The sequence below is a fragment of the Pseudoalteromonas sp. BDTF-M6 genome (assembly GCF_018334135.1).
GTDB lineage: Bacteria > Pseudomonadota > Gammaproteobacteria > Enterobacterales > Alteromonadaceae > Pseudoalteromonas.
Genome location: NZ_JAGXTQ010000002.1, coordinates 523,122 through 546,988, shown reverse-complemented (window position 1 = coordinate 546,988; position 23,867 = coordinate 523,122). Strand labels below are relative to the sequence as shown.

Below are 23,867 nucleotides of genomic sequence, written 5' to 3'. Positions count from 1 at the left end.
ACTACTTACTCTGTTAACGGTAATGAAAATTTAGCTAAACGGTTTTTTGGAAATTGCGAAATATCCACGGCTTGCCCATTAACACTAATGCTTACCACATCATGCTTTCCTAGGGTTACCGCAAAGGGGGCCAAACCCACTAACTCTAACTCTTGCCCCGCTTGTTTAATGTCATAGGCCAAACGCTGACCCTTGGCATCATGCACTTCGACCCAGCATTCGCCGCTAAAACGCATCACCACTCTTTGCTCACCGGCGGCCAGGGGTGCTTCAGCCAGCGGCGCTTTAGCCAGGGGCTCCTCAGCTGGGGAGGTTGATTGGGCAGTGTCGTCATTATCGACTGGCACCACGTCCTGGTTTGGCCTGGGTGTATCGGCAGTCTCTGACGGCTCGGCGGCGCTTTGTTGCGGGTTTTCCTGTTGAGATTGCTCAGACTCCTGCTCTGACACAGCTTCGGAGTTATCTTCAACAAGACTAGGTTGCTCTGTTTCTTGTGCTGGCGCCGCCACTATATCCGCAGCCAGCGGTGTGGTTTCCACAACCGGTTCGTCGCTGTCTTGCCACCACCAGAACAGGGATGAGCCTAGAATAATAGCGAGGATGGCATAACTAAAAAGCATCAGGCGATTATCATGGGCTTCTTTTTCAGTGCGTCGGGAAAAGCTCTGCATGCTGGCTTGCTCTTGTGCCTGAGGTTCAGGCTCAAAAGCGGATAACAAGGGAGCCGGGTCCAAAGCCACTATTTTACAGTAAGCCTTGATATAGCCACGCACGAAGATAACGGCTCCCAGCTGTTCAAAACGCCCATGCTCCAAGTCATCAAGCTTACGCACCGTCAGGTTAAGCTTGCGAGCCAACTCTTGCTGACTTAACTCCTGTTGTTCCCTAGCACCGGCTAACTTCTTGCCTATGGCAATAGACGCTGATTCCTCTTCAGCCTGCTGTGCTACTTCACCAGTGTCACTCATAATCGATAGTTCTTAGGATCTGCTATATAAATTTTATCGCCAGGAACCAGCTTGCTGTCTTCCTCAATCTGGTTCCACTCCATAAGTTTTTGCATAAGGACATTGTATTTCTTGGAAATTTCAAACAAGGTATCGCCCTCAGCAACGGTATGATAATTGTACGGGCGCTGTAAGTAAATCTTACGGCCAATTTGCACGTGGTCGGCACTTGCGAGGTTGTTCCACTTACGCAATGTGCTTAGGCGAATATTGTAGCGTGTCGAAACATTAAACAGGTTTTCACCCTTTTGCATCACGTGATAAGGGATTTCTTTTTTACCTGCGGTCTCGGCAATGGCCATTTGCTCAATCACCTTGGTGTTTGACGCCACCACCTCGGCTGTGCGGCTCAGATCTTCATCCAACTCATTAGGGTTGGTAGTCTCTTCTAACTGCTCTGCATTAGCAGCAAGCTGCTCAGAGGCGTCCTCGGCAACGTCCTCGGCAATTTCCTCGACAACCGGCTGGTCTTCTGTTGCAACATCCGTGGCCAACTGCATTGATGCAAATTCACGGGCCAACTCTGATTGCAATTCATTCTTTTGCTCAGCTACCGTGCTAACACCCTCACCTTCGCTCACATTCGCGCTCTCGGTAGACTCTGCCTTTGCTTTTTCTTCAGGCGTATCCTTTGGCTCGTCAGCAGCTGACGTTGCAGGCGTAACTGACTGTTCCGTTACTGCCTCATTGGCCGCTTCGGCTATTTTTTCGGCCTTAGTTTCAACGTTATCGACTTGCTCTACAAGCTGATTTTCTAATGCTGGCTGTGCCAAGGGCTGTGCCACAGGCTGTGCTGAAAACTCTTCTGGAGACGCAACTGATGACTCCTTCGCAGGCTCACCGACAAGCTCGGTCGTTGCCTCATTTACAGGGTCAGCAGTCGGCTCTGTCGCCACCTCGACGCTCGCATCTGGTTGTTCTGCTGGTTTGTCTGCACCGCTTGGCTCGGCTGATAGCTCAGCTGATAGCTCGACTGAAGGCTCAGCCGAATCTTGCTTTTGTTCTGGCTGGGCTTGCGGTTCAGAATCAGGCTTGCCTTCTGTCGTAACCTCTACCGCATCGGCAGCCTTAGCAGCCGCCTTAACAACCGAGGTTTCGACAAATTCAGTCGCCGGCGCGGCCGTAGCCAAGACGACGGCACTGGCGTCTGACTTAGTGCTCGCCTTTTTCTTCACTACCTTAATCTTAGGTTTGGCAACAATAACATTGCCGTCCATACTCTCTTGCAACTCATTGAGCTTAATGCGGCGATACTTTTCACGTAATTGTTCAAATTCACTGGCACTATAGCGTTGCTCGCGAATAATACGCGCTTCTAACGACGAGGGGTAAGTGACGGTAATGGTCTCTGCCAACTTGCGGGCATCTTCAATATGGCCCATGCGTTCCTGGATCAAATAACCCAGCAGCAAGGAGCGGGAAGATACCCGGCCAGTGCGCTCATAACGATTTAACACCTGCTGAGCATTATAAAAGTCACTTTTAGCATACTTTACCGCAGCCAGGTTGATTAGGCTTGATGGGCGTAATGAACTGTGTTGCAGGGAGTCTTCTAAGAAGGTCTCTGCGGCATCGAACTTATCAAACTCCAAGGCACACAGCGCCAGGTTTTCATAACTTTGGGCAACGCGCAGGTAACTGGGAATCTCAATGGCAGCCATAAACTTATCGACCGCTAGATCATACTCACCGATATCACATAAAAACACCCCGTAGTTGTTTAGGGTGTTAGGATCGTTCGGCTCTAGACTGAGCGCCTTTTCATAAGCGTCTTTGGCCCGTTGCTTCTCACCAACCTGCTGGTAGTAATACGCAATTGAATAATGCACCTCAGGTAGTTCCGGGGCGAATTTAGCAGCGCGTTCTAGGTTATATTTTGCTTGCGTGCTCTCGCCTTGAGAAAGGTAATTTAAGGCAAGGGAGATTCGGGTGCGGGCGGCTTCTACGTTATTGATTTTCTTTTCAACAACGGGCTTGTCACTGCCCACATACGTGCTTTCGGTTACACACCCACCAAGGGCGAGTAAGCTTATACTGGTCACTAACAGCTTGCGCATGGCTTAGCCTCGTTTATTCCGTTATTACACCTATCATTACTGAAAAGCCCTTTTGTTTCATCAATTATTTGAAAAAAGGGCTTATTTTTATGTTACTGAGAGACATTTACCGCGATTGCGTTCTTTTCTCGCTCTTGGCGCTTGGCGAGTCGCTTGGTCCTATCGACCACGTCCCCCACCAGCTGGCCACAGGCGGCATCAATATCATCGCCACGCGTACGTCGAACAATGGTGGTGATGCCGGCGGCTTGCAGTACCTTGGAGAAACGATCGATGCGTGAGTTACTTGAACGGCCATATTCGTTACCCGGGAAAGGGTTGAATGGGATCAGGTTAACCTTAGAGGGCGTGCCTTTTAGGGTTTGCACCAACTCATGGGCATGATCCGTGCTATCGTTTACTTCCTGCAGCATCACGTATTCTACCGTCACTTCCTTATTCGCCTTTGAGCCATCAATATAACGACGACACGCAGCCAGGAACTCTTCGATCGGGTACTTCTTGTTAATAGGTACCAGCACATCACGCAAGGGGTTATTAGGTGCATGCAATGAAATAGCCAACGCCACATCAATTTGTTCTTTAAGCAAATCAAGGGCCGGCACCACGCCTGAGGTACTCAAAGTAACGCGACGCTTCGACAGACCAAAGGCCCAATCGTCCATCATCAGTTCCATCGCAGGCACGACATTTTTAAGGTTAAGCAATGGCTCACCCATGCCCATCATTACCACGTTGGTAATAGGACGGCGGGTGCTATCGCCATGCAGGCCGATATCTTTGGCCACACGCCACACCTGACCGATGATTTCCGACACCTTAAGGTTACGGTTAAAGCCCTGCTGCGCCGTCGAGCAGAAGGTACATTCAAGGGCACAGCCTACCTGAGAAGACACACACAAGGTGGCGCGGTCTTTTTCCGGGATCCACACGGTTTCAACTTCCTGACCACCATCAAGGATAAGTGCATACTTGATGGTACCGTCGCTAGAAGGTTGCTTTACCGAGATCTCCGGCGCACGAATTTCACATTCGGCTTGCAGGCGAGCCTTTAGTTTCTTGTTAAGGTTGCTCATTTCTTCGAAGTTATCGACACCAAAGTGATAGATCCACTTCATAACCTGATCGGCACGAAACGGCTTTTCACCAATGGATGCAAAATAGTCGCGCATACCTTGGCGATTAAAATCGAGTAAATTGATTTTTTTCTCAGTCGTGGCCATGAATAAACCTCTATCAGGTGACGGATAAAACGAAGGCGGCAATTGTACACAATTTAACCATTATAGCAATTTCTTAGTTCACTCAGCGCAGAGCAAATAAACTAAGGAATTGCATGAGACAAGAAAAGGGCCTGAAGGCCCTTCCCTGGTTCTGCTTACAACTCGAAATTAACGAGTACGTGGGCAGATTTCTTCTTCAGCGAAGAAGTAAGCGATTTCGCGAGCAGCAGACTCAGGAGCGTCTGAACCGTGTACCGCGTTCTCGTCGATGCTGTCAGCATAGTCAGCACGTAGAGTACCAGCAGCCGCTTCAGCTGGGTTAGTAGCACCCATGATTTCGCGGTTTTTACGTACTGCATCTTCACCTTCAAGAACCTGAACCATTACTGGGCCAGAAGTCATGAAAGAAACAAGGGCACCAAAGAAAGGACGCTCTTTGTGCTCAGCGTAGAAGCCTTCAGCTTGCTCTTGTGAAAGGTGAACCATTTTAGATGCTACGATCTTAAGACCAGCAGACTCGAAACGGTTGTAGATTGCACCGATGTGGTTTTTAGCTACCGCATCAGGCTTAACGATAGAGAAAGTGCGCTCTAAAGCCATGTGTTGCTCCAAATAACGTTAAATTTAAGTGTTAAACTTTACCGGGCGCGAATTATACGCGCTTTAGCATGAAAATCCTACTACATTGTGACCCAGGCAAGACTAACAAATTTTTGTGACGCTTTGACTAATGGGCCTCACGGAACCCGGGCCATAGACCGGATGCAGCTCCACCAGCTCACCCAAACCCTGATCCAAATCAAAATCCCTAGCGGGCACACGCGCTAGAATCCGCCGTTATTTTTTACCTCAGTTGACTCGGACTCAGCCAAGGAATTAACCATGTCTATCTTTACTCCTGAATTACTTAGCCCGGCGGGCAGCTTAAAAAACATGCGCTACGCCTTTGCCTATGGCGCCGATGCGGTTTATGCCGGACAACCCAGATACAGTTTACGGGTGCGCAACAACGAATTTAATCTCGCCAACTTAGAGCTGGGTATCAACGAAGCCCATGCGCAAAATAAAAAGCTTTACGTGGTGTCTAACATCGCTCCGCATAATGCCAAGGTAAAAACCTATTTGCGTGATATCGAGCCGGTTATCGCCATGAAACCGGATGCGCTGATCATGTCCGATCCGGGTCTGATCATGCTGGTAAAAGAAAAATGGCCGGATATGCCCATTCATTTGAGCGTGCAGGCCAATTCGGTGAACTATGCCAGCGTGCTGTTCTGGGCTAAGCAAGGCATAGAGCGGGTTATTTTATCCCGGGAATTGTCACTGGAAGAAATTGGTGAAATCCGCGAGCTTTGCCCGAATACTGAACTGGAAGTGTTTGTGCACGGCGCCCTGTGTATGGCCTATTCTGGACGCTGCCTGCTCAGCGGTTATATCAACAAGCGCGACCCGAACCAGGGCACCTGCACCAATGCCTGTCGCTGGAGCTACGATGTAAAACCCGGCGAAGAAACCGAAACCGGTGATGTGGTGCATAAAATTAACCCAACCCTGGGTTTGGGTGAGCCGACCAAAGAAGTCTTTATGCTCGAAGAGCAAGGCCGACCGGGGGAATACATGCCGGCGTTTGAAGACGAGCACGGTACCTACATCATGAACTCGAAAGACCTGCGCGCGGTGCAATATGTGGATGCGCTGACGCGTATGGGCGTGCACAGTTTAAAAATCGAGGGCCGTACCAAGTCCTTCTATTATGTGGCGCGCACTGCTCAGGTGTACCGTCGCGCCATCGACGATGCGGTGGCCGGCAAACCGTTCGACCCAACGCTGATGAAAACGCTCGAGCACTTGGCACACCGTGGCTATACCGAAGGCTTCTTAAAGCGTCATGCACATCAGGATTATCAAAACTATGACTATGGTCATTCGGTATCCGACTCGCAGCAGTTTGTTGGTGAGGTGTTAGGGCGCACCAACAATGGCCTGGTGGAAATTGATGTGAAAAACAAATTCTGTACCGGCCACTCGCTGGAGCTGATGACGCCACAGGGCAATATCAACTTCAATTTGGAGCATATGGAGAATAAAAAGGGCGAGCGCATCGATGATGCCAAGGGCTCGGGCCATATAGTTCGTATTCCTCTGCCCCAAGACGTTGAGTTAGACAAAGCCATTCTGCTGCGCAACTTAATGCCGGGCCAAGACACCCGCAACCCCTTCCCCGCTTGAGGCTAGAGGGCATTATGATAGGCGGTAATATGGCGCTCTAAGTCCAGTTCCAGCACCACCTGAGTACGGTGCGGTAACTGGCTCAGGGCATGACGAGTCAGGCGTTCAAAGTAACCGATAAAGTCGGCGACTTGCGCCTTACTCATGGTGTGAGCGGTATGACCCACGCGGGCAATTAGTTTTTGCTCCTGCTGCCAGCGCCAGGCCAGCACCGCATCGAAGCTTGGCGCCTTCAGCATAATACTGATATCGGCACTGGCAAAAAGCGGCTGATAATGCTGCTCCAGGCAGGTATTTACATAGCGCCGCCAGCGCCCATCCACATCCTGTTGTTGTTCAAGCTCATTGATGGGAACGCGCAAGGCCTCTTCACTTTGCGGTGGCGTGCCCACACACCAGCCCTCAACAATAAGCACCTCAATGGGCCGAGAGAAGTGCTGCCATTCAGCGCTGGCACAGGGCTCGTCCATCGCCTTATCGAAGCGCGGCACGCTCAATGGAGCTAGCCCCTCACGGACCCCCTCCACCAGCTTATGCAAACGGGCGATATCATGTGTCCCGGGCACACCCCGGGTCGCCAATAAGGGATGCACCTGCTGTGCCAGCTCATTGCGCTGAGCCTGGGAATAATAAAAGTCGTCCAAGGAGCTGGCACAGGCATTAAGTCTGCCCTCCTCGCGCAGGTAGCAGGCCAAATAATCGGCCAGTGTGCTTTTACCCGAGCCTTGGGCGCCGTTGATAGTCACAACCAGCGGCAGCCCCGGCTTTTTAACTGTCATTATTTGCTGCGCTAAGGGCGTAAAGTAGTGAGTTATTTGTGCTGCATACTGAGGTGGCAGTTCATGACGGGATAAAAATGCCGCTGTATCCATCTTTGCGCTCCTTGTGTTACCGTACCTAGCCTCTTTGCATACCCCGGGCCAGAATATAAGTACATTATAAAACAGCAGGTTATTAACTCCAGCTTGCTGTTTAGCACCAGTTTGGTGCAACACTAAGCACAGTCACGTGACCTTGATGCCAGCCATTCTTTGTTCTAGATCAAACCAAGGCGAAATAACCTCACCTTTGCTAGTGAGTCACAAGGGAATTTTGTGTACTATCGCGACCCTATTTTTAGGGGGACGTATGGCTTTATTAATCAATGACAAATGCATTAACTGCGATATGTGCGAACCCGAGTGTCCGAATGGCGCCATTTATATGGGGGCGGAAATTTATCAGATAGCGCCGAGTAAATGCACCGAATGCGTCGGCCATTACGATAACCCCACCTGTGTGAGTGTATGCCCTATCGACTGTATTAAGCCGGATCCCGAGCATAAGGAAACACTCGCTGAGCTCGCCGATAAATATGTGTTACTAACACAAGGCGACGAGCCCAGATAAACACCATCTGTTACTCCTGAACAGGCTTTACAGGAGCTGGCTTGTCATTAGGCACCGCCTTCGTTGGTTGTAACAAGAGCTCGGTCACAGACTCTTGGATGGATTTTTTCTGCGCCGCCACTAATTGAGCCAGTGCTTCTTGTGTGGCCTGCTTAATGGCCAGCTCCACTTCCTGCATCAGGGTATTGGCATGGGTCAATGAACTCATCAACAGCAGGCTGGAAACGATGGCTGCATGTAAGTATTTCATAATGGTATCCTTGGTTTAATCTAGTAAGTAAATGTCCCTTAGTTACTATCAACGACCGTGCCAAAATAAAATACCCTTTATATTCAACAAGTTGCTTTAACCCCTCTATTTTTAGCGCAAAATTAGCGTCCGCGAACGGACACTCCTGTGTCCAAGGCCGGACACTTAATGGCTAAGTGCTTTGTGCCGACAATCGGCAATCACACATAAAAAAAGCGTGACCGCCACCGTTGCGCTCACGCTTTTATTCGGTATTCCTATTTAGGCACCCACTATGCCTAGGGGTGTGGCACTGCGCCAGGCGCCGCGGGTAAAGTCTGGAATCGTGATGGACTCACTGCGATTGGCCACCGATTGCGCCGACAGTGGCGAAATCACCGACCAGGCGGCGCCGTCATACACATCTTGATCCAAAGGCTCACCATTACGTAAACAATAGATCATGCGCCAGAACATCAAGAAATCCATGCCACCGTGGCCACCATTGCGCTCGGCTTCAGCACCCATTTTCTGCCACAGGGGGTGATCGTATTTATCGTACCAGGGCTGCATATCGTATTCCCATTCGTGGAAGCTCTTGTTGCCGCCATGCTCCAAGGCAATGCGGTTAGGGAAACCGGCAAAGACACCATTGGTGCCCTGGATCAGGTTATGACGACTATAGGGGCGCGGCGTGGTGGTATCGTGTTGCACCATGATACTGCGCCCGTTAACGGTTTTGATCAGGGTGGTATTCATGTCGCCGGCAATATATTTCAGTTGATTACGCTCGTGCTCCGCCGGGAATTCACGCTGGGCGTAGGCGGCGCGGCCCAGGGCAGGTGAGCTCATGGAGGTGAGGTAATCAAAGCGATCGCCGCGGTTAATATTCATGTATTGCGAAACCGGGCCCAAACCGTGCGTGGGGTAAAGGTTGCCGTCGCGACGAGTATGCCAGGCGGTACGCCAAGAGCCGGTCTTGTGCTCGATTTCTTTCATCTGCCAGCGCAGCTCGTGAATATAGGCCGCCTCGCCGTGAAGTAACTCGCCGAAGAGCCCCTGACGCACCATGTTCAGCACCATCAACTCGTCACGGCCGTAGTTAACGTTTTCCATCATCATACAGTTTTTCTGGGTGCGCTCGGCGGTGTCGACTATGTCCCACATTTCTTCAACCGTCAGCGCCAGTGGCACCTCGACAAAGGCGTGCTTGCCACTGTTCATGGTGTCGATGGCCATGGGTGCGTGCCAGCGCCAGGGCGTGGAAATAATCACTATGTCTATATCATCGCGGGCCAACATGTCTTTATAGGCCAGCTCGCTGTCACCATAGGCGGTGGGTTTTTCCTTGCCTTCTTTAACCAGGAAGTCAATGGCGCGATCCAATACCTCCTGATGGGTATCACAAATGGCCTTGATCTCGGCGCCCTCAATGTAGCTCATGCGTTTTACATGACCATAGCCACGCTGACCCACACCGATAAAGCCAACCCGCACCACATCCATTTTCGGGGCGATTAACCCGATCACCGACTGGCCCTGAGCCTTTGGCGCAGCCGCAGCGCCAGCGCTGGTACCGGCGCAGCCCGCCATCGACGCTGTGGCGGCGGCACCAGCCACCGCGCCCGCCGCCTTTAAAAAATCGCGTCTGTTGAATTGTTTCATTGCTTGTTCCTCAGTCATGCCTTTCCAGGCTTTTTAGCACGCTAGCGTAAAGCACCAAGGCAGGCAAAAGGAACGAGATTAATGGCAAATGAAAGCGATAAAAAACCCAGCTATTTGCTGGGTCTGTAGTTTAAGCATTATTGATCAGGCTCTTAAGCCTTTCTTGTTGCGCCAGTACGCTGCGATACAGGGCAAACTGATTATTGGCTCTGTCGAGATTATGGCGGCCATGCTTAATGCTGAAATAATGGTCGCCGTCGATATAGTCGGTAAGAAAACGCACCCCGATCATAAAGGGCATTACCCTGGCGCCAAGCCAAAAGCTGGCCTTTTCCTCGGCGGTAATGTGCGCCTTTAAAGGCTCAATATAGCCCTTGACCAGGGCGGCAAAGATTTCTTCACGCACCCGCACATTCGCCAGGTTAATACTGTCTTCTTCTTCCGGTGAGCAGAAGGTGCGCACCATGTCGCCAAAATCGAATAACCAATAACCGGGCATGCAGGTGTCCAGATCGATCACCGCCTTGGCCGCGGGTGCAGCCGCGGGTGCAGCCGCGGGCGCAGCCCTTGGCTCTGACGTACCCTGGTCATTGCAAAACAGCATATTGTTGATCTTGGTGTCGTTATGACACGGACGCAGAGGTATTTGCGCGGTAACCGCCGCCACTTCATCGATCAGAAAGGCTTGCTCGCGACAAAAATCCAGCTGCTGCAGAACATCCTTTACGCGGCCGAGTTTGTCATCTTGCACTGCCTGCTCCAGTATGTCCATGCGCATGGCCAAATTATGAAAATCCTTGATCACCGGATACAAGGACTCGGCATCGAAATCTTGCAGCGCGGCGGCAAAGCGGCCAAAGGCACTGGCTGCAACCTGAGCCTGCAAGGGCGACTGCACCACTTCTTCACTGCGACTGTTGCCGATAAATTCCAAGGCGCGCCAATGCTCGCCCTCAAGGCTTATCAAAAACGCGCCATCTCGAGTAGGGACATGCTTGATCACCTCAAGATCATACTGGCTTGCTTGCTGCTTTTGCATCAGGTGCTGCTCAATTTTACAGGCATTGGCGACTAGCTGCTCCGGCGCCGGAAACACTTGGGTATTGAGCTTTTGCACCACCACACTGCCGTCGCGATGCCCTAACAACATGGTGGTATTAATATGGCCATTGCCTATGGCCTTTAAGCTCACTGGCGGCGCAAAGCCGTATTGCTGCGCTAACAGCTGCGCATAATAATCTGTATTCATAGGTGTATTTTTGGCAGCCCCGTTACTTATGGCTTAATCCCTTGAGCGCGGCGATATTCCGTGCCAATAGGGGCAATTCATCTTTATAGGTCATTCCCATCCAAGCCTGCTGAGCGGTGTATACGTCAACCACAGTCAGGTGCCGGTCAATGCCATATTGGATTTGATCGGGAAGATAATACTCCTTTGCGCATCCCTTGTCATGGTGACCAAGGAAGTGAGCAAAGTTTTCTGCCAAAATCGTAAAGAGTCGCTTATCTATCCCCCAGCAGGTCATGGACGCAAGGGCATTCAAGGCCAAGGTCCTCGCCTGCCCCTTATCGTCGAAGCCAAGCAAAGAGCCATCGTCCTGGTATTGGATATTGAGCACTTCATCCACACGCACGAGCTGCTGGTGTTCGTTAAGGGCACAAATACCGCGATTCACACCGCCCTGCTCCGACAAGGTTTGTTGCAGCGGATAGGCCACACAGGCCCAGTTGTCACTGTGCTTAAAGTGTTGCACCAGCTGTTTATAGGCTTGGCTGCCGTAATAATCATCGGCGGTGATCACTATGGCCTTATCGACAACCGCCTCTTTTGCGCATAGCAGTGCATGGCCGGTACCCCAGGGCTTTTGCCGCTCGGCTGCACTCTGTGCGTACTCGGCGGGGACATCCTCAAGACGCTGCTCAACCAGGGTGACTTCCAGATCCTCGGGAAGCTTAGGCAATATCTCTTGCTCGATATAAGCGCGCACGGCAGCGTTAATCACCAGCACCAGATGGCGAATACCCGCGTTATAAGCATCTTCAATGCTCAGCTCCATTATGGTGCGATTAACGCCGGGCAGGGGCGCAATTTGCTTGGCGCCGCCAAAACGACTGCCTAACCCGCCCGCCAGCACGACTAAACTAATATGAGGATTCACACGCACTTATTCCATTACTGCAAAAGTGAGAGTGTAACGACTAGCGCCCAGGCACTGCAAATATCTGAGTTAGCATACCCACTTACAATGCCGCTAACCTATATTTAAGCAGAGGTACTTTTCTTCCAGATACTCGTCCAGTCCCTGATGGCCGCCTTCGCGCCCCAGGCCCGACTGCTTTACGCCGCCAAAGGGTGCAACCGGGTTGGAAATAAGCCCTTCGTTAATCCCTACCATGCCATATTCCAGCGCCTCGCCGACACGATAAATTTGGCCTATGTCCTGACTGTAAAAATAGGCGGCCAAGCCATAGGGCACAGCGTTAGCCTGAGTGATCGCCTCGGCCTCATCGCTAAAGGTGGCGACGGTGAGCACAGGGCCAAAAATCTCTTCCTGACTGATCCGCATCTCGGCCTTCACATTGCTAAGCAACAGCGGCGCCACATAGTTGCCATCCAAGGAAGCCGCCTGGTTAACCTGCTTGGCTCCCTGTTCAAGGGCTTCTTCAACCAGTTTCAACACCTTGTCTTTGGCGGCAGGGTAAATCAAGGGACCAATATCCACTCCGGCGCTAAAACCATCACCTACCCTTAATGCCTGAACTCGTTCCGCCAGCTTCGCGGTCAATGCGTCGGCGACGCGCTCATCCACCAAAACCCGGTTAACGCAGACACAGGTTTGCCCGGCATTGCGAAACTTACTGGCAATAATGCCATCGGCGGCCTTATCCAGATCGGCGCTGGCAAACACCAAGAGCGGCGCATTACCGCCAAGCTCCATAGAGGTGCGTTTTATCGTCGGAGCGCACTGGGCCAGTAACTGCCTGCCCACTGCGGTGGAGCCGGTGAAGGTGAATTTGCGTACCACCTCTGAGGCGCAGAGTTGCTCTCCCACTTCCTTGGCGCGATCGCTCAGCAGCACATTAAAAGCGCCCGGTTCAAAGCCGGCTTCATGGGCTAAGTGCGCCAGGGCCAAGGCCGACAAAGGCGTATGCTCGGAGGGTTTTAAAATAAAGCTGCACCCGGCGGCATAAGCCGGTGCCACCTTGCGGGTGATCATGGCAATAGGAAAATTCCACGGAGTAATGCCCGCCACCACGCCCACGCCCTGCTTAATGACCGAGATTCTATGCTTGTCATTGCTGGCAGGGATAAGCTCACCATAACTGCGCCTGGCCTGCTCGGCGTACCATTTGATATAGTCGGCCCCGTATTTAACCTCCCCAAGCGCTTCCGCTAGGGGCTTTCCCTGCTCCATGGTCATGAGCTCGGCCAGTGCCTGCTGGTTGGCCATCACTAGATCATACCAACGCTCAAGCACCTGGGCGCGATGCTCACAAGTGCTGTCTTTAAGGCGGATAAAGGCCCGCTCGGCGGCACTAAGGGCCAGCTCTACCTGGGCCGCTGTAACACGGGATACGCTCGTTAAAACACTGTTGTCGGCTGGGTTGGTGACGGTGAACTCACCTTCCCCCTGGCGCCACTGGCCATCGATAAAGGACTGGGTAAATAACAAGGTCGTACTCATAAAACTCTCCCAATAAAAAAGCCGCTGGATATAGGATACAGCGGCTTTTTCTGATTTACATGTGTGGAAGCTTAATGCTCTTCATTTACTATATTGAGGTTGTATTTGGGGATCTCAACCACCAAATCCTCATCGGCAATCTTGGCCTGACAACCCAGACGTGACTCAGGCTCAAGACCCCAGGCCTTATCTAGCATGTCATCTTCAAGCTCATCGCTTTCTTCCAAAGAGTCAAAGCCCTCACGAATCACCACGTGGCAAGTAGTACAGGCACAGGACTTTTCGCAGGCATGGGGAATGCTGATGCCATTTTTAAGCGCCACATCCAATACCGTCTCACCGGCCTTAGCTTCTATGGCCGCGCCTTCGGGACACAGCTCTTCATTGGGTAAAAAGATAATTTGTGGCATTGCTTATACCTCATCTACTGATTGGCCGGTCAGGGCCTTTTTAATTGATGCATCCATACGACGGGCGGCAAAATCGCTACTCGCCGCATCCACCTTTTCGATGGCGTCTTTAATTTCTTGTGGCTCGGTGGTGCTGGCACTGATCGCCTGCATCAGTGCCATGGCATCGCGCAGCGTTGCCAATTCCTGCTCATCAAGCAAGTGGCTGTCGGTGGCAAGCGACGCTTCCAAAGCTTCATGTACGCGTAAGGCTTCAACCTGCTGCTCTTTAAGCATACGCGCCTGCATATCTTCTTTGGCGTTACTCATCGATGACTTAAGCATCTCGGCCACCTGGTCATCGGATAAGCCAAACGACGGTTTCACCTGAATTTCCGCCTGGACGCCGGTGGATTTCTCCATCGCCGTCACGCTTAATAGACCGTCGGCATCCACATTAAAGGTCACGCGAATATGCGCCGCACCGGCAGCCATAGGCGGAATACCTTTAAGGCTGAATTTTGCCAAAGAACGACAATCGTCAACCAATTCACGCTCGCCTTGCAGCACATGCAGTGCCATAGCCGTTTGTCCGTCTTTAAAGGTGGTAAATTCCTGCGCGCGCGCCACCGGGATGGTGGTGTTGCGAGGAATAATCTTCTCGACCAGGCCACCCATGGTTTCCAAACCAAGCGACAGTGGCAATACGTCCAAAAGCAACATATCCGCTTCCGGCTTGTTGCCTACCAGGATATCGGCCTGAATGGCGGCACCGATGGCGACTACGCGATCCGGATCTATGCTGGTTAACGGCTCTTTGGCAAAGAACTCCCCCACCTGCTCACGCACGATAGGCATGCGGGTCGAACCACCGACCATCACTACTTCGAGCACCTCATCCGTACTTATACCGGCATCTTTGAGGGCACGACGACAGCTGCGCAAGGTTTTCTTCACCAAAGGAATGGCCAATTCGGCGAACAACTCACGGGTCACTTCCACGGTATGCGTTTGTCCATCGAACTCTAGACCGACATTGACCTTGGCGTAGTTTGTGAGCGCTTCCTTACAGGCTTTCGCCTTATTAATAAATAAACGCAGAGTATTGGCCGATAAGTTATGAGCACCGGTTTGCTGCTTGAAATGCTCTACCAGCAGGGCATCGAAATCATCACCGCCGAGGGCTGAGTCACCACCGGTGGCCAACACCTCAAACACCCCTTTGTTGAGGCGCAGGATGGAAATATCAAAGGTACCACCGCCGAGGTCGTACACGGCTATCACCCCTTCCTGACCTGAGTCCAAGCCATAGGCTACCGCCGCTGCGGTTGGCTCGTTCAAAAGACGCAGCACCTTAATGCCAGCCAGTTGCGCCGCATCCTTGGTGCTGTGACGTTGGGCATCATCAAAATAGGCCGGCACAGTGATCACCGCACCTGTGATGGTATCGCCGCCGAAGCTTTGCTCGGCACGCTCGCGCAGGGCGTTCAAAATATCGCTCGATGCCTGAACCGGGCTGATATCCCCTTGGCGGGTATGAATGTGCAGGCTGCCGTTTTCATCGTTGAATTCATACGGCAACTGACCATAGCTGGCTTCAATTTCCGCCTGGGTTTTACCTAAGAAACGCTTTACGGAAATAAGGGTGTTGTGCGGGTCGTTTGCGGCATGAACTGCCGCTTCTTGACCAACCACATGGCCTTGCTCTAAATAGCGCACCACAGAAGGTAACATGGCGTTGCCCAGCTCATCGGTCAGGGTTTTCGCCTCACCGCTTTGAACCGTGGCCACCAAGGAATTGGTGGTACCCAGGTCGATACCTACCGCGAGTTTGTGTTCATGAGGTGCCGTGCTTTGCCCCGGCTCAGCAATTTGCAGTAATGCCATGTGTGTTATAAAACCTTTTTACTCAATGCTGATAAGTCGCTAGTCATCACATAATTCATCTTCAATGCGCTCTAGCTCGTCTTTTAATTTATAAACGAACTTGAGTTTTCGCACGTTATCCGCCGCTTTGTGCCAGTCATTTTCTTCTTGGCTGGCTAATAGACTTTGCAGCTCATTGCTGTATTCGCTGTTTAACTCTTTAATGTGCTGCTCAAGCTTGGCAATGGCGGCATCTGGGTCGCTACTTGTTTTGACCTCTTCAAGCTCTTCACGCAGTTCCATTTGCTGCATCAAGAACATAGGGTCTTGCAGGGTTTGCTGCTCGCCGCGCAGCTCCAGACCTAACTCGGCCAACATATATTCGGCACGCTTAAGCGGGTGCTTAAGGGTTTGCAGGGCGTCATTAATTTCCGCCGTTTTTTGCACCGCCAGCAGTTTTTCTCGCTCACTGCCGCCGCTGTGTCGGTCCGGATGCGCCGCCCGTTGCAATTCTAAATAACGCGCGCCGATCTCTTGGAGATCAACGTCATAATTTACGGGGATCGAAAACAATTCAAAATAACGCATGAAAAACCTTTATAACGAAAAGCCCTACATAAGGTAGGGCTTAAGCGAATACAATACCTGATCCTGAGCAACGCCTTGCCCAATAAGTGCCGTTATACGGTAAAGCTCTCGCCGCAACCACATTCACCATTTTGGTTCGGGTTATTGAATTTAAACCCTTCGTTTAAACCTTCTTTGGTAAAGTCCAGCTCGGTGCCATCTATGTATACCAGGCTCTTGGCATCAACAACGACCGTTACGCCCTTGTGCTCGAAGGTTTCATCACCTTCGCTCAGTTCATCTACGAACTCAAGAACGTAGGCAAGCCCCGAACAGCCCGTGGTTTTAATACCCACACGCAGACCTAATCCTTTACCACGATTGTCTAGGAAGGATTTAACGCGCTCCGCCGCTGCATCTGTTAAGGTGATTGCCATACTACTGCCTTATTTGTCGTGTTTACTCTTGTAATCTTTAATCGCTGCTTGGATCGCATCTTCTGCCAGGATTGAGCAGTGGATTTTCACCGGCGGCAACTCCAGCTCGGCGCTGATGTCGGTGTTTTTGATTTCCGCAGCTTCGTCAAGAGTCTTGCCCTTAACCCATTCGGTTACCAATGACGATGATGCAATGGCACTACCACAACCGTAAGTTTTAAACTTTGCGTCTTCGATAACGCCTTGCTCAGAAACCTTGATTTGTAGCTTCATTACGTCACCACACGCCGGGGCACCAACCATGCCCGTCGCTACGCTTGGATCATTTTTATCAAGAGAGCCAACGTTACGTGGATTCTCTACGTGATCGATTACTTTATCACTGTATGCCATAACTTTTACCTCGCTACCTTGTTACTACCAAGGCTTAATGATGTGCCCACTCAACCGACTCTAAATCAATTCCTTCTTGATGCATCTCCCAAAGTGGAGACATCTCACGAAGTCGGCTAATAGACTCTTTAATAAGTTTAACGGTGTAGTCGATTTCTTCTTCGGTGGTAAAACGACCAATGCTGAAACGAATTGAGCTGTGTGCTAGCTCGTCGTTACGACCTAGTGCGCGCAATACGTATGAAGGCTCAAGGCTTGCCGACGTACAGGCAGAACCCGAAGAAACCGCAATGTCTTTTACTGCCATCAGTAACGACTCACCTTCAACAAAGTTGAAGCTGATATTAACTATGCCTGGCACCGAGTGCTCAGGGGCACCGTTGAAGTATACTTCGTCCATATCGTTCATAATGCCGTCGATCAAACGGGTGCGTAAGGCACTGATATGAGCGTGGTCTTTATCGAAATCTTGTTTAGCGATGCGGAACGCCGCACCCATGCCTACGATCTGGTGAGTGGCCAATGTACCCGAGCGCATCCCACGCTCGTGACCGCCACCGTGCATTTGTGCTTCTAGGCGAGCACGTGGCTTACGACGCACATAGAGGGCACCGATACCTTTAGGACCATAGACCTTGTGGCCAGAGAAAGACATGAAATCAACTTTCAGCTCTTGCAGGTCGATCTTCACCTTGCCAGCGCTTTGTGCGGCGTCAACGTGGAACATGATCTTACGCTCACGGCACATCTCACCGATAGTGGCGATGTCTTGAATAACACCTAGCTCGTTATTAACGTGCATTACGCTTACTAGGATGGTGTCGTCGCGCATGGCGGCTTCAAGCTTTTTCAGATCAAGCAGGCCGTTTGCTTCTACATCCATATAGGTCACTTCAAAACCCTGACGCTCAAGCTCACGACAGGTGTCGATAACCGCTTTGTGCTCGGTGCGCACGGTAATAATGTGCTGGCCTTTCTTCTTGTAGAAGTTAGCGGCGCCTTTGATGGCCAAGTTATTTGACTCTGTGGCACCCGAAGTGAATACGATCTCACGCGCATCGGCATTGATCAGCTCGGCGATGTCGTGACGAGCTTGATCGATAGCTTCTTCGGCCTGCCAGCCAAAGCGGTGCGAACGCGATGCAGGGTTACCAAAATTACCTTCCATTGTCAGGCATTGCATCATTTCTTCGGCAACGCGCGGATCCACCGGCGTTGTTGCTGCATAATCTAAATAAATTGGTAACTTCATACTTTCTCCGCTCACGGCAACCCTGAGGTTGCTCACAATTGACAGCTGACTTCTATATTCTCTAACTGGCTTAGGGCATCACTTAGGTTTTTGTCCTGGCGCTGGGCCACTTCTTTAATGTCGGACTTATTGACCAACTCGGCTAACGTGATGCCATGTAAAAATTCTTCAATACGCTGACTTAACTCAGACCACAGGGTGTGGGTAAGGCAACGCATACCACTTTGGCAGCCGCCCTCAGCACCATGACAACGAGTGGCATCCACCGACTCATTTACGGCGCTAATCACATCACCCACGGAAATGGCACTGGCCTCTTTGCCAAGCAAATAGCCGCCGCCGGGACCCCGTACCGAGGTCACCAAACCTTGCTTACGCAGGCGTGCGAATAATTGCTCAAGATAAGACAACGAGATTTCTTGCCGCTCGGAAATGTCGGCAAGGGGAACGGGCCCAACATCTGTGTGTAGCGCAACATCGAGCATTGCGGTAACCGCATATCTGCCTTTAGATGTTAACTTCATAACGCCCCCATACTCATCAAGAGTGTGAATTTTAATTACCTGAGTATTAGAGTCAAGTATTTACTAGTACTTGAGTGAAATACTCGGGTATTCATTCACATTGTAAATACCTGAGTGATTTAGTCAAGTATTTATGCGCCTTGAAAGCGATGGCTTGAGCCCTTTATTTAGGGCCCTTCATTTGTTTGTCGACCGAGGTCAACATGCCGCGCAGAATGTTCAACTCTTGTTGCTCTGGACGGGCTCTGTTGAACAGGCGTTTTAGCTTGGTCATAACCTGCCCCGGATGCTGCTTAATGATAAAGCCGGTGTCGCCAAAGGTTTTTTCCAGATGCTCATAAAAACGCTGCATCTGTTCGTTGCTCGGGTATTCGGCTTCGTCTTCTTCAACCACCTTGTCCTGGCCGTCTAGGAACTGCATGCGGGTTTCATAGCACAGGGTTTGCACCGCCATGGCTAGGTTCAACGAACTGTACTCTGGGTTGGCGGGAATACAGACATGGAAATTACACAGTTGTAGCTCATCATTACTCAGGCCGCTGTTTTCACGGCCAAATACCAAGGCAACTGGGCCTTGCGCAGACTCACTAACCAGCTTTTCGCCACAGCCACGAGGGTCAACCATGGGCCAGCTTAAGGTACGTGAACGCGCACTGGTGCCAATGGCCAGACTACAACCTTCCAGCGCTTCTTCCAGGGTTGCAACCTGGGTTGCACTGCCTAGAATATCCGTGGCACCAGCCGCCAAGGCACTGGCATGACTGTCGATTTCACACGCCGGGTCGACCAGGTACAGGCTGCTAAAGCCCATGGTTTTCATGGCTCGCGCAGCGGAGCCGATATTACCCGAGTGTGAGGTGTTAACTAATACAATGCGAATATTCTCTAACGCCATAGTAAAGTGCTTGTTCTATCAATAACCAATTTGCGCGCTAGTTTACCATAAGCCTGGGCGCTACGAGTTGAAATTTCGTCCATCTTTAATAGCAAATTGCTACCCAGCTCAAAAAACCACCAATTATTTTTGCGAACTTTATTTACTTTGGCAGTAAAACCGTTAGAATACGCCGGCTCAAAATATTGTTCTTTTACAACCCAAAGGTAATGCTATGCATCCAATGTTAAACATTGCGATTCGCGCTGCGCGAAACGCAGGTAAGGTGATTTTGCGCGCCTGTGAAGATTTATCAAAAGTTGAAGCCACTCAAAAAGGCACCAACGACTTTGTGACTAACGTCGACAAAGAGGCGGAAGCCGTTATTCGCGAAACCATCTTAAAAGCGTACCCAAACCACAGCATTGTGGGTGAAGAACTAGGTCAACACGAAGGTTCAGACGCAGATTACCTATGGGTTGTCGATCCACTCGACGGCACCACTAACTTTATTCAAGATATCCCGCATTTCGCTGTTTCTATTGCCCTTAAGGTAAAAGGCCGCATCGAACAGGCCGTGGTGTACGATCCAATCCGTGGTGAGCTTTTCACCGCCAGCCGTGGTCAAGGCGCCCAGCTAAACAGCAAGCGTATCCGTGTAAGCAATGCCAAAGATCTCTCAGGCACAGTGCTAGCAACTGGCTTCCCGTTCAAGCAAAAGCACCATATGGATGCCTACCTGGAAGCATTCAAAGCACTATTCGTACATACCTCGGATATTCGTCGCGCAGGCTCTGCTGCACTGGATATGGCCTATGTGGCTGCTGGTCGTGTCGATGGCTTCTTCGAAATTGGTCTAAAGCCTTGGGATACCGCTGCCGGTCAACTGCTAGTTAAAGAAGCGGGTGGTTTGGTGATGGACTTTGCCGGTGGTGCTAATCACGATAAGAGCGGCAATATTGTCTGTGGTTCTCCTAAGCTGGCCCAAGCCCTTGTAAGAGAAATTCGTCCGGTACTAACAGAGTCATTATTGAAATAATTACTCCTTTTTCGGACACAAAAAACGCGAGCCTTAGCTCGCGTTTTTTATGTCTCATTAACCATAAGCCCTAAAGCTTACAATTCATAGGTGAAGCTGACCCCAGCCACACGCGGCTCACCGTACTGAACATAGGTTTGCGTGGCGTATTCATTCACCGGGTTGTTACCAAACTCAAAACCGCGAGTATAGGTATCTTCATCCAGGGCATTACGCACCCAGAAGTTTAAGCCCCAGTAATCCGCCTGATAACCAATGCTGGCATTTACCAGATTAACGTTAGGTGCTTGCGAGTCATGGCTGTTAGAGAAGTAATATTCGTCCTTGCCTTCCATGCCCACATTCACAAACAAGGCATCGGTAATGTTAAAACGGGCATTGACGGCGTATTGATATTTAGGCGCCTGTGCCTGCTCCCTATCGGTTTGATCAAGGCCATCGGCGGTAACAAAGCCATCAATTTCGCTTTCCAATAAACCCAGGCTACCACTTAGGATTAAACGCGGTGAGTAAGCGTACTCGCCTTCAATTTCAAGGCCATAGTTTTCACCACTGTTACCATTGTCGAAGTAACCGGCAAATTGCTGATTTTCGGTTTTCCAGGCTTTAAGCTGGATATTGTCACGATACATGTAAAAAGCGGTAATACGAAGGTTCAAGCGTTGATCGGCAGAGCTGCCCTTAACACCAAATTCGGCATTCCACAGGTATTCTGGGTCGAAGGTACGGTGGTTAAGGAAAAACTCCGCATCCTGGCTTAAACCTTCGTCGTTAGCCTTGGCAATGGCCTCGGCATTGATACCACCGGCCTTATAGCCACGGCTGATGCTGGTGTAGATCATGGTGCGTGGTACCACTTGGTATTCAAGGGCGACCTTACCACCAATCATGGTATCTTCTACCGTTTCGCTGACCCCATGGGCATCCACATAGTCACCTTCGTTACGCTCAACACGCAAGCCGGTGACTAAACTGGTTTTATCGCTGATAGGCGTTTCGACTTGACCATAAATGGCCAGGTTGTCGCTGTCGTAGTTGGAGGTGAAATCACCGTCATTCCAGGTATACTGACGCAGCAAATCCACATCACGGGATTGGTAATACAAACCACCGACCCAGTTACCTGCTTTTGAGCTAAAGCGCAGCTCGGCACTGTGATCTTGGCGCTCGCGCTCGTAGCTGTCGGTTGAGCTGTAACCCCAAGGATGCAAGCCCGCCTGACACAAACCCGGCTGCTCGGGATCATTACATACCCAGTCCTCATCATAGCTATAGAGCATATCCGCATCTAACGCGGTCAGATTCAAGGCGATATCGGCAAAGTCAAAGCCAGTGTAGATATTACTCAGACCAAAGGCGTTACTTTCCTGAGTGTCTTTACCCGGCTGATCCGCCACGCTGGTACGGCTGTTATCTAGGGTAAAGGCATCATAACCGTTATCTATATCCATAAAGTGGGCAACAAACTCGGCACGCCAGTGCTGGGTTAGTTGCGAGTGGAACTTGATGCGTCCGACCTGCTCGTCAATATTCTGGGTATCATCACGATCCAGGTAAGCATTTTTCATATAGCCATCGGATTTATTCTGATAGAAGCTGGCGCGCACACTGCTTTGCTCACCAAGCCCGGAGGCCGCCGCCACACCGGCGTCCCATGAGTTATAGTTACCCGCCCCCAATTTGACCTTAAGGCTTGGCTCCATGGAAGGATCGGCACTTTCCATATGGATCATCCCGGCCAGGGCATCGGCGCCAAAACGCGTACCCTGAGGGCCGCGGTAGATTTCCACCTGGTCGATATCGAACAGCATGGCCGCACCACCCAAGCCTGAATAGTTGATGCCGTCGATGATCATGCCCACGGAAGGATTAATGGGATCAACAAACTGCGAACGCAGGCCTATGCCACGCACTTGCACAAAACGACCACGCGATGCCCCAGCGGTAAAGTTAACGTTGGCCGCCTGGTTTAACAACTCATCAAGGTATTTGGCGTCACGGGTGGCAATTTCGGCCTCGGAGAAAAGGCTGGCACTGGCGCTTAGCTCTTGAATCGACTCGTTTTTAAAGTCACCGGTGACAATAATTCGTTCAATTTCGCTTTCATCTGCAAAGGCGCTAACACTCAAGCTTTGAGCGACCGCACAGGCTAATAAACATAAACGTGCATTCATGCTGGGAAGGCATCCCTACTGGAATCAAAAGGAACACCGAGTCTAGCAAAATCAAGCCACTAAATGAACAGTTTAGGTACTTAAGCCGGGCGTAAAAGCGGCGCAATAGCAAAGGGAAAAAGGCATCCCATGACTAGTCACTCAACTTAGAGCGCTTGCCCTTTAGGTAGGCTCCGCGAAAGGCGACAAAATGCTGCTCTAATTTTTTTGCCGCTTCGGTTTCACCAGCCAATTGCAACACCATGATGGCCACCTCGGCGGTCCCCAACTGGTGTGCATGCGGTGCAACGCGTAAACGATAATCCGAGAGCTTCTCTGGACTGATGGATAAGATGGGCAGTTCATCAAGGTAGGGCGACTTGCGCACCATCTTCTTGGCTTCACGCCAGGTGCCATCAAGGAAAATAAACAAAGGCTTTTTATCCCCCTGCCGCTGAACCTGGTTACACACTCGCTCTGGCGCCATGCCTTCGCTTGGAAATACCACATAAGCCTGATACTGGGGATCCGTGATAAGCGCCAGCAAAGCAGGATCCGGCTCGGTTCTATCCCAACGAAAAGCATGATTATCTGGGACGATATCGGCAATTAAGCGACCGGTATTGGAAGGCTTAAAGCTTTCGTTGTGGTACATCAGCATACACACGGCGACGTCACAAGGAACCTGCTCAACCCCGGCACAAATACAAAGAGGCTGGGCCAATAGGCAAGACTCACAGCGGCTGAGCTTACTGCCACGGGCTTTAAACTCACGCTGTGCCATTGCAATTTGCTGGGTCCGCAGTTTTAATACAGAATTGGTCACCTGGTTCCGCCTTGGGTTTATGCCTTGGTTTGATTCGGGCGCGTATTGTAGAGCAAACAAGG

General features: G+C 50.9%; 23 protein-coding genes. 3 read left to right on the top strand and 20 right to left on the bottom strand.

The window, feature by feature from the left end; genetic code table 11:
• Positions 1-5 precede the first annotated feature (5 nt).
• From KD147_RS06895 to ndk, 4 genes are all read right to left on the bottom strand, one after another.
• Positions 6-968, bottom strand: coding sequence for a RodZ domain-containing protein (locus KD147_RS06895; protein WP_212547312.1), 963 nt, complete (start codon positions 966-968; stop codon positions 6-8).
• Complete coding sequence (gene pilW, locus KD147_RS06890; protein WP_212547311.1) at positions 965-3,064, bottom strand: type IV pilus biogenesis/stability protein PilW; 2,100 nt, start codon at positions 3,062-3,064, stop codon at positions 965-967. The genes KD147_RS06895 and pilW overlap by 4 nt, the downstream gene beginning before the upstream one ends.
• A 92-nt stretch (positions 3,065-3,156) precedes the next feature.
• Complete coding sequence (rlmN, locus tag KD147_RS06885; protein WP_105253787.1) at positions 3,157-4,287, bottom strand: dual-specificity RNA methyltransferase RlmN; 1,131 nt, start codon at positions 4,285-4,287, stop codon at positions 3,157-3,159.
• 168 nt (positions 4,288-4,455) lie between these two features.
• Complete coding sequence (ndk, locus tag KD147_RS06880) at positions 4,456-4,887, bottom strand: nucleoside-diphosphate kinase (protein WP_105200219.1); 432 nt, start codon at positions 4,885-4,887, stop codon at positions 4,456-4,458.
• 282 nt (positions 4,888-5,169) lie between these two features.
• On the opposite strand from ndk, the gene trhP reads away from it, so the two are divergent.
• On the top strand, positions 5,170-6,516 hold the full coding sequence (gene trhP / locus KD147_RS06875) for a prephenate-dependent tRNA uridine(34) hydroxylase TrhP (RefSeq protein ID WP_212547310.1): 1,347 nt from the start codon (positions 5,170-5,172) through the stop codon (positions 6,514-6,516).
• A gap of 2 nt (positions 6,517-6,518) precedes the next feature.
• Here the strand turns inward: trhP and KD147_RS06870 are convergent, their stop codons facing one another.
• A complete protein-coding gene (locus tag KD147_RS06870) occupies positions 6,519-7,388 on the bottom strand; it encodes a kinase (protein WP_212547309.1) in 870 nt (289 codons plus the stop codon).
• Between the two features lie 256 nt (positions 7,389-7,644).
• Between KD147_RS06870 and KD147_RS06865 the strand changes: the two genes are divergently transcribed.
• A complete protein-coding gene (locus KD147_RS06865) occupies positions 7,645-7,905 on the top strand; it encodes a YfhL family 4Fe-4S dicluster ferredoxin (protein WP_212547308.1) in 261 nt (86 codons plus the stop codon).
• A gap of 10 nt (positions 7,906-7,915) precedes the next feature.
• Here KD147_RS06865 and KD147_RS06860 read toward each other — a convergent pair whose 3' ends face one another.
• From KD147_RS06860 to trmJ, 13 genes are all read right to left on the bottom strand, one after another.
• Positions 7,916-8,155 carry a hypothetical protein gene (locus KD147_RS06860; protein WP_212547307.1) on the bottom strand — a complete coding sequence of 80 codons (240 nt, stop codon included), beginning with the start codon at positions 8,153-8,155 and terminating at the stop codon, positions 7,916-7,918.
• Between the two features lie 261 nt (positions 8,156-8,416).
• Complete coding sequence (locus tag KD147_RS06855) at positions 8,417-9,799, bottom strand: Gfo/Idh/MocA family protein (protein ID WP_105253783.1); 1,383 nt, start codon at positions 9,797-9,799, stop codon at positions 8,417-8,419.
• A 130-nt stretch (positions 9,800-9,929) separates the two neighbouring features.
• Positions 9,930-11,048 carry a phosphotransferase enzyme family protein gene (locus KD147_RS06850; RefSeq protein ID WP_212547306.1) on the bottom strand — a complete coding sequence of 373 codons (1,119 nt, stop codon included), beginning with the start codon at positions 11,046-11,048 and terminating at the stop codon, positions 9,930-9,932.
• Positions 11,049-11,070: 22 nt separating this feature from the next.
• Positions 11,071-11,958 (bottom strand): NTP transferase domain-containing protein, encoded by an 888-nt coding sequence (locus tag KD147_RS06845; protein ID WP_349304673.1) that lies wholly within the window; start codon positions 11,956-11,958, stop codon positions 11,071-11,073.
• Between the two features lie 93 nt (positions 11,959-12,051).
• Positions 12,052-13,485: an NAD-dependent succinate-semialdehyde dehydrogenase gene (locus KD147_RS06840; RefSeq protein ID WP_212547305.1), complete on the bottom strand. Its 1,434-nt coding sequence runs from the start codon at positions 13,483-13,485 to the stop codon at positions 12,052-12,054.
• A gap of 71 nt (positions 13,486-13,556) precedes the next feature.
• The gene (gene fdx / locus KD147_RS06835; protein WP_105187837.1) at positions 13,557-13,895 is read right to left on the bottom strand and encodes an ISC system 2Fe-2S type ferredoxin; all 339 of its coding nucleotides are present in this window, start codon (positions 13,893-13,895) and stop codon (positions 13,557-13,559) included.
• A 3-nt stretch (positions 13,896-13,898) separates the two neighbouring features.
• Positions 13,899-15,761: a Fe-S protein assembly chaperone HscA gene (gene hscA / locus KD147_RS06830; protein ID WP_212547304.1), complete on the bottom strand. Its 1,863-nt coding sequence runs from the start codon at positions 15,759-15,761 to the stop codon at positions 13,899-13,901.
• Between the two features lie 39 nt (positions 15,762-15,800).
• Positions 15,801-16,328 carry a co-chaperone HscB gene (gene hscB, locus KD147_RS06825; protein WP_212547303.1) on the bottom strand — a complete coding sequence of 176 codons (528 nt, stop codon included), beginning with the start codon at positions 16,326-16,328 and terminating at the stop codon, positions 15,801-15,803.
• 92 nt (positions 16,329-16,420) lie between these two features.
• On the bottom strand, positions 16,421-16,744 hold the full coding sequence (gene iscA, locus KD147_RS06820) for an iron-sulfur cluster assembly protein IscA (protein ID WP_105200210.1): 324 nt from the start codon (positions 16,742-16,744) through the stop codon (positions 16,421-16,423).
• A gap of 9 nt (positions 16,745-16,753) precedes the next feature.
• Positions 16,754-17,137, bottom strand: a complete 384-nt coding sequence (gene iscU / locus KD147_RS06815) for a Fe-S cluster assembly scaffold IscU (protein ID WP_105187841.1) — start codon at positions 17,135-17,137, stop codon at positions 16,754-16,756.
• Between the two features lie 34 nt (positions 17,138-17,171).
• Positions 17,172-18,389: an IscS subfamily cysteine desulfurase gene (locus KD147_RS06810; RefSeq protein WP_105253779.1), complete on the bottom strand. Its 1,218-nt coding sequence runs from the start codon at positions 18,387-18,389 to the stop codon at positions 17,172-17,174.
• Between the two features lie 32 nt (positions 18,390-18,421).
• On the bottom strand, positions 18,422-18,913 hold the full coding sequence (gene iscR, locus KD147_RS06805; protein ID WP_105253778.1) for a Fe-S cluster assembly transcriptional regulator IscR: 492 nt from the start codon (positions 18,911-18,913) through the stop codon (positions 18,422-18,424).
• Between the two features lie 163 nt (positions 18,914-19,076).
• Entirely contained in the window at positions 19,077-19,808 is a 732-nt protein-coding gene (trmJ, locus tag KD147_RS06800; protein WP_212547302.1) for a tRNA (cytosine(32)/uridine(32)-2'-O)-methyltransferase TrmJ, read from the bottom strand.
• Positions 19,809-20,022: 214 nt separating this feature from the next.
• Between trmJ and suhB the strand changes: the two genes are divergently transcribed.
• Entirely contained in the window at positions 20,023-20,826 is an 804-nt protein-coding gene (gene suhB, locus KD147_RS06795) for an inositol-1-monophosphatase (RefSeq protein ID WP_105253777.1), read from the top strand.
• A gap of 77 nt (positions 20,827-20,903) precedes the next feature.
• Here suhB and KD147_RS06790 read toward each other — a convergent pair whose 3' ends face one another.
• Together KD147_RS06790 and KD147_RS06785 are read right to left on the bottom strand one after the other, a co-directional pair.
• Positions 20,904-23,000: a TonB-dependent receptor gene (locus KD147_RS06790; RefSeq protein WP_212547301.1), complete on the bottom strand. Its 2,097-nt coding sequence runs from the start codon at positions 22,998-23,000 to the stop codon at positions 20,904-20,906.
• A gap of 133 nt (positions 23,001-23,133) precedes the next feature.
• Positions 23,134-23,805: a tRNA-uridine aminocarboxypropyltransferase gene (locus KD147_RS06785; RefSeq protein ID WP_349304672.1), complete on the bottom strand. Its 672-nt coding sequence runs from the start codon at positions 23,803-23,805 to the stop codon at positions 23,134-23,136.
• Positions 23,806-23,867: the final 62 nt, after the last annotated feature.

What these genes read in the sequence shown, in the direction of transcription:
- trhP (WP_212547310.1), top strand. Translation starts at nt 5,170, where the DNA reads ATGTCTATCTTTACTCCTGAATTACTTAGCCCGGCGGGCAGCTTAAAA.
- hscB (WP_212547303.1), bottom strand. Translation starts at nt 16,328, where the DNA reads ATGCGTTATTTTGAATTGTTTTCGATCCCCGTAAATTATGACGTTGAT.
- iscU (WP_105187841.1), bottom strand. Translation starts at nt 17,137, where the DNA reads ATGGCATACAGTGATAAAGTAATCGATCACGTAGAGAATCCACGTAAC.
- trmJ (WP_212547302.1), bottom strand. Translation starts at nt 19,808, where the DNA reads ATGGCGTTAGAGAATATTCGCATTGTATTAGTTAACACCTCACACTCG.
- KD147_RS06850 (WP_212547306.1), bottom strand. Translation starts at nt 11,048, where the DNA reads ATGAATACAGATTATTATGCGCAGCTGTTAGCGCAGCAATACGGCTTT.
- ndk (WP_105200219.1), bottom strand. Translation starts at nt 4,887, where the DNA reads ATGGCTTTAGAGCGCACTTTCTCTATCGTTAAGCCTGATGCGGTAGCT.
- KD147_RS06870 (WP_212547309.1), bottom strand. Translation starts at nt 7,388, where the DNA reads ATGGATACAGCGGCATTTTTATCCCGTCATGAACTGCCACCTCAGTAT.
- KD147_RS06840 (WP_212547305.1), bottom strand. Translation starts at nt 13,485, where the DNA reads ATGAGTACGACCTTGTTATTTACCCAGTCCTTTATCGATGGCCAGTGG.
- KD147_RS06790 (WP_212547301.1), bottom strand. Translation starts at nt 23,000, where the DNA reads ATGAATGCACGTTTATGTTTATTAGCCTGTGCGGTCGCTCAAAGCTTG.
- KD147_RS06860 (WP_212547307.1), bottom strand. Translation starts at nt 8,155, where the DNA reads ATGAAATACTTACATGCAGCCATCGTTTCCAGCCTGCTGTTGATGAGT.
- pilW (WP_212547311.1), bottom strand. Translation starts at nt 3,064, where the DNA reads ATGCGCAAGCTGTTAGTGACCAGTATAAGCTTACTCGCCCTTGGTGGG.
- KD147_RS06865 (WP_212547308.1), top strand. Translation starts at nt 7,645, where the DNA reads ATGGCTTTATTAATCAATGACAAATGCATTAACTGCGATATGTGCGAA.
- hscA (WP_212547304.1), bottom strand. Translation starts at nt 15,761, where the DNA reads ATGGCATTACTGCAAATTGCTGAGCCGGGGCAAAGCACGGCACCTCAT.
- KD147_RS06895 (WP_212547312.1), bottom strand. Translation starts at nt 968, where the DNA reads ATGAGTGACACTGGTGAAGTAGCACAGCAGGCTGAAGAGGAATCAGCG.
- rlmN (WP_105253787.1), bottom strand. Translation starts at nt 4,287, where the DNA reads ATGGCCACGACTGAGAAAAAAATCAATTTACTCGATTTTAATCGCCAA.
- suhB (WP_105253777.1), top strand. Translation starts at nt 20,023, where the DNA reads ATGCATCCAATGTTAAACATTGCGATTCGCGCTGCGCGAAACGCAGGT.
- KD147_RS06855 (WP_105253783.1), bottom strand. Translation starts at nt 9,799, where the DNA reads ATGAAACAATTCAACAGACGCGATTTTTTAAAGGCGGCGGGCGCGGTG.
- iscA (WP_105200210.1), bottom strand. Translation starts at nt 16,744, where the DNA reads ATGGCAATCACCTTAACAGATGCAGCGGCGGAGCGCGTTAAATCCTTC.
- fdx (WP_105187837.1), bottom strand. Translation starts at nt 13,895, where the DNA reads ATGCCACAAATTATCTTTTTACCCAATGAAGAGCTGTGTCCCGAAGGC.
- iscR (WP_105253778.1), bottom strand. Translation starts at nt 18,913, where the DNA reads ATGAAGTTAACATCTAAAGGCAGATATGCGGTTACCGCAATGCTCGAT.
- KD147_RS06810 (WP_105253779.1), bottom strand. Translation starts at nt 18,389, where the DNA reads ATGAAGTTACCAATTTATTTAGATTATGCAGCAACAACGCCGGTGGAT.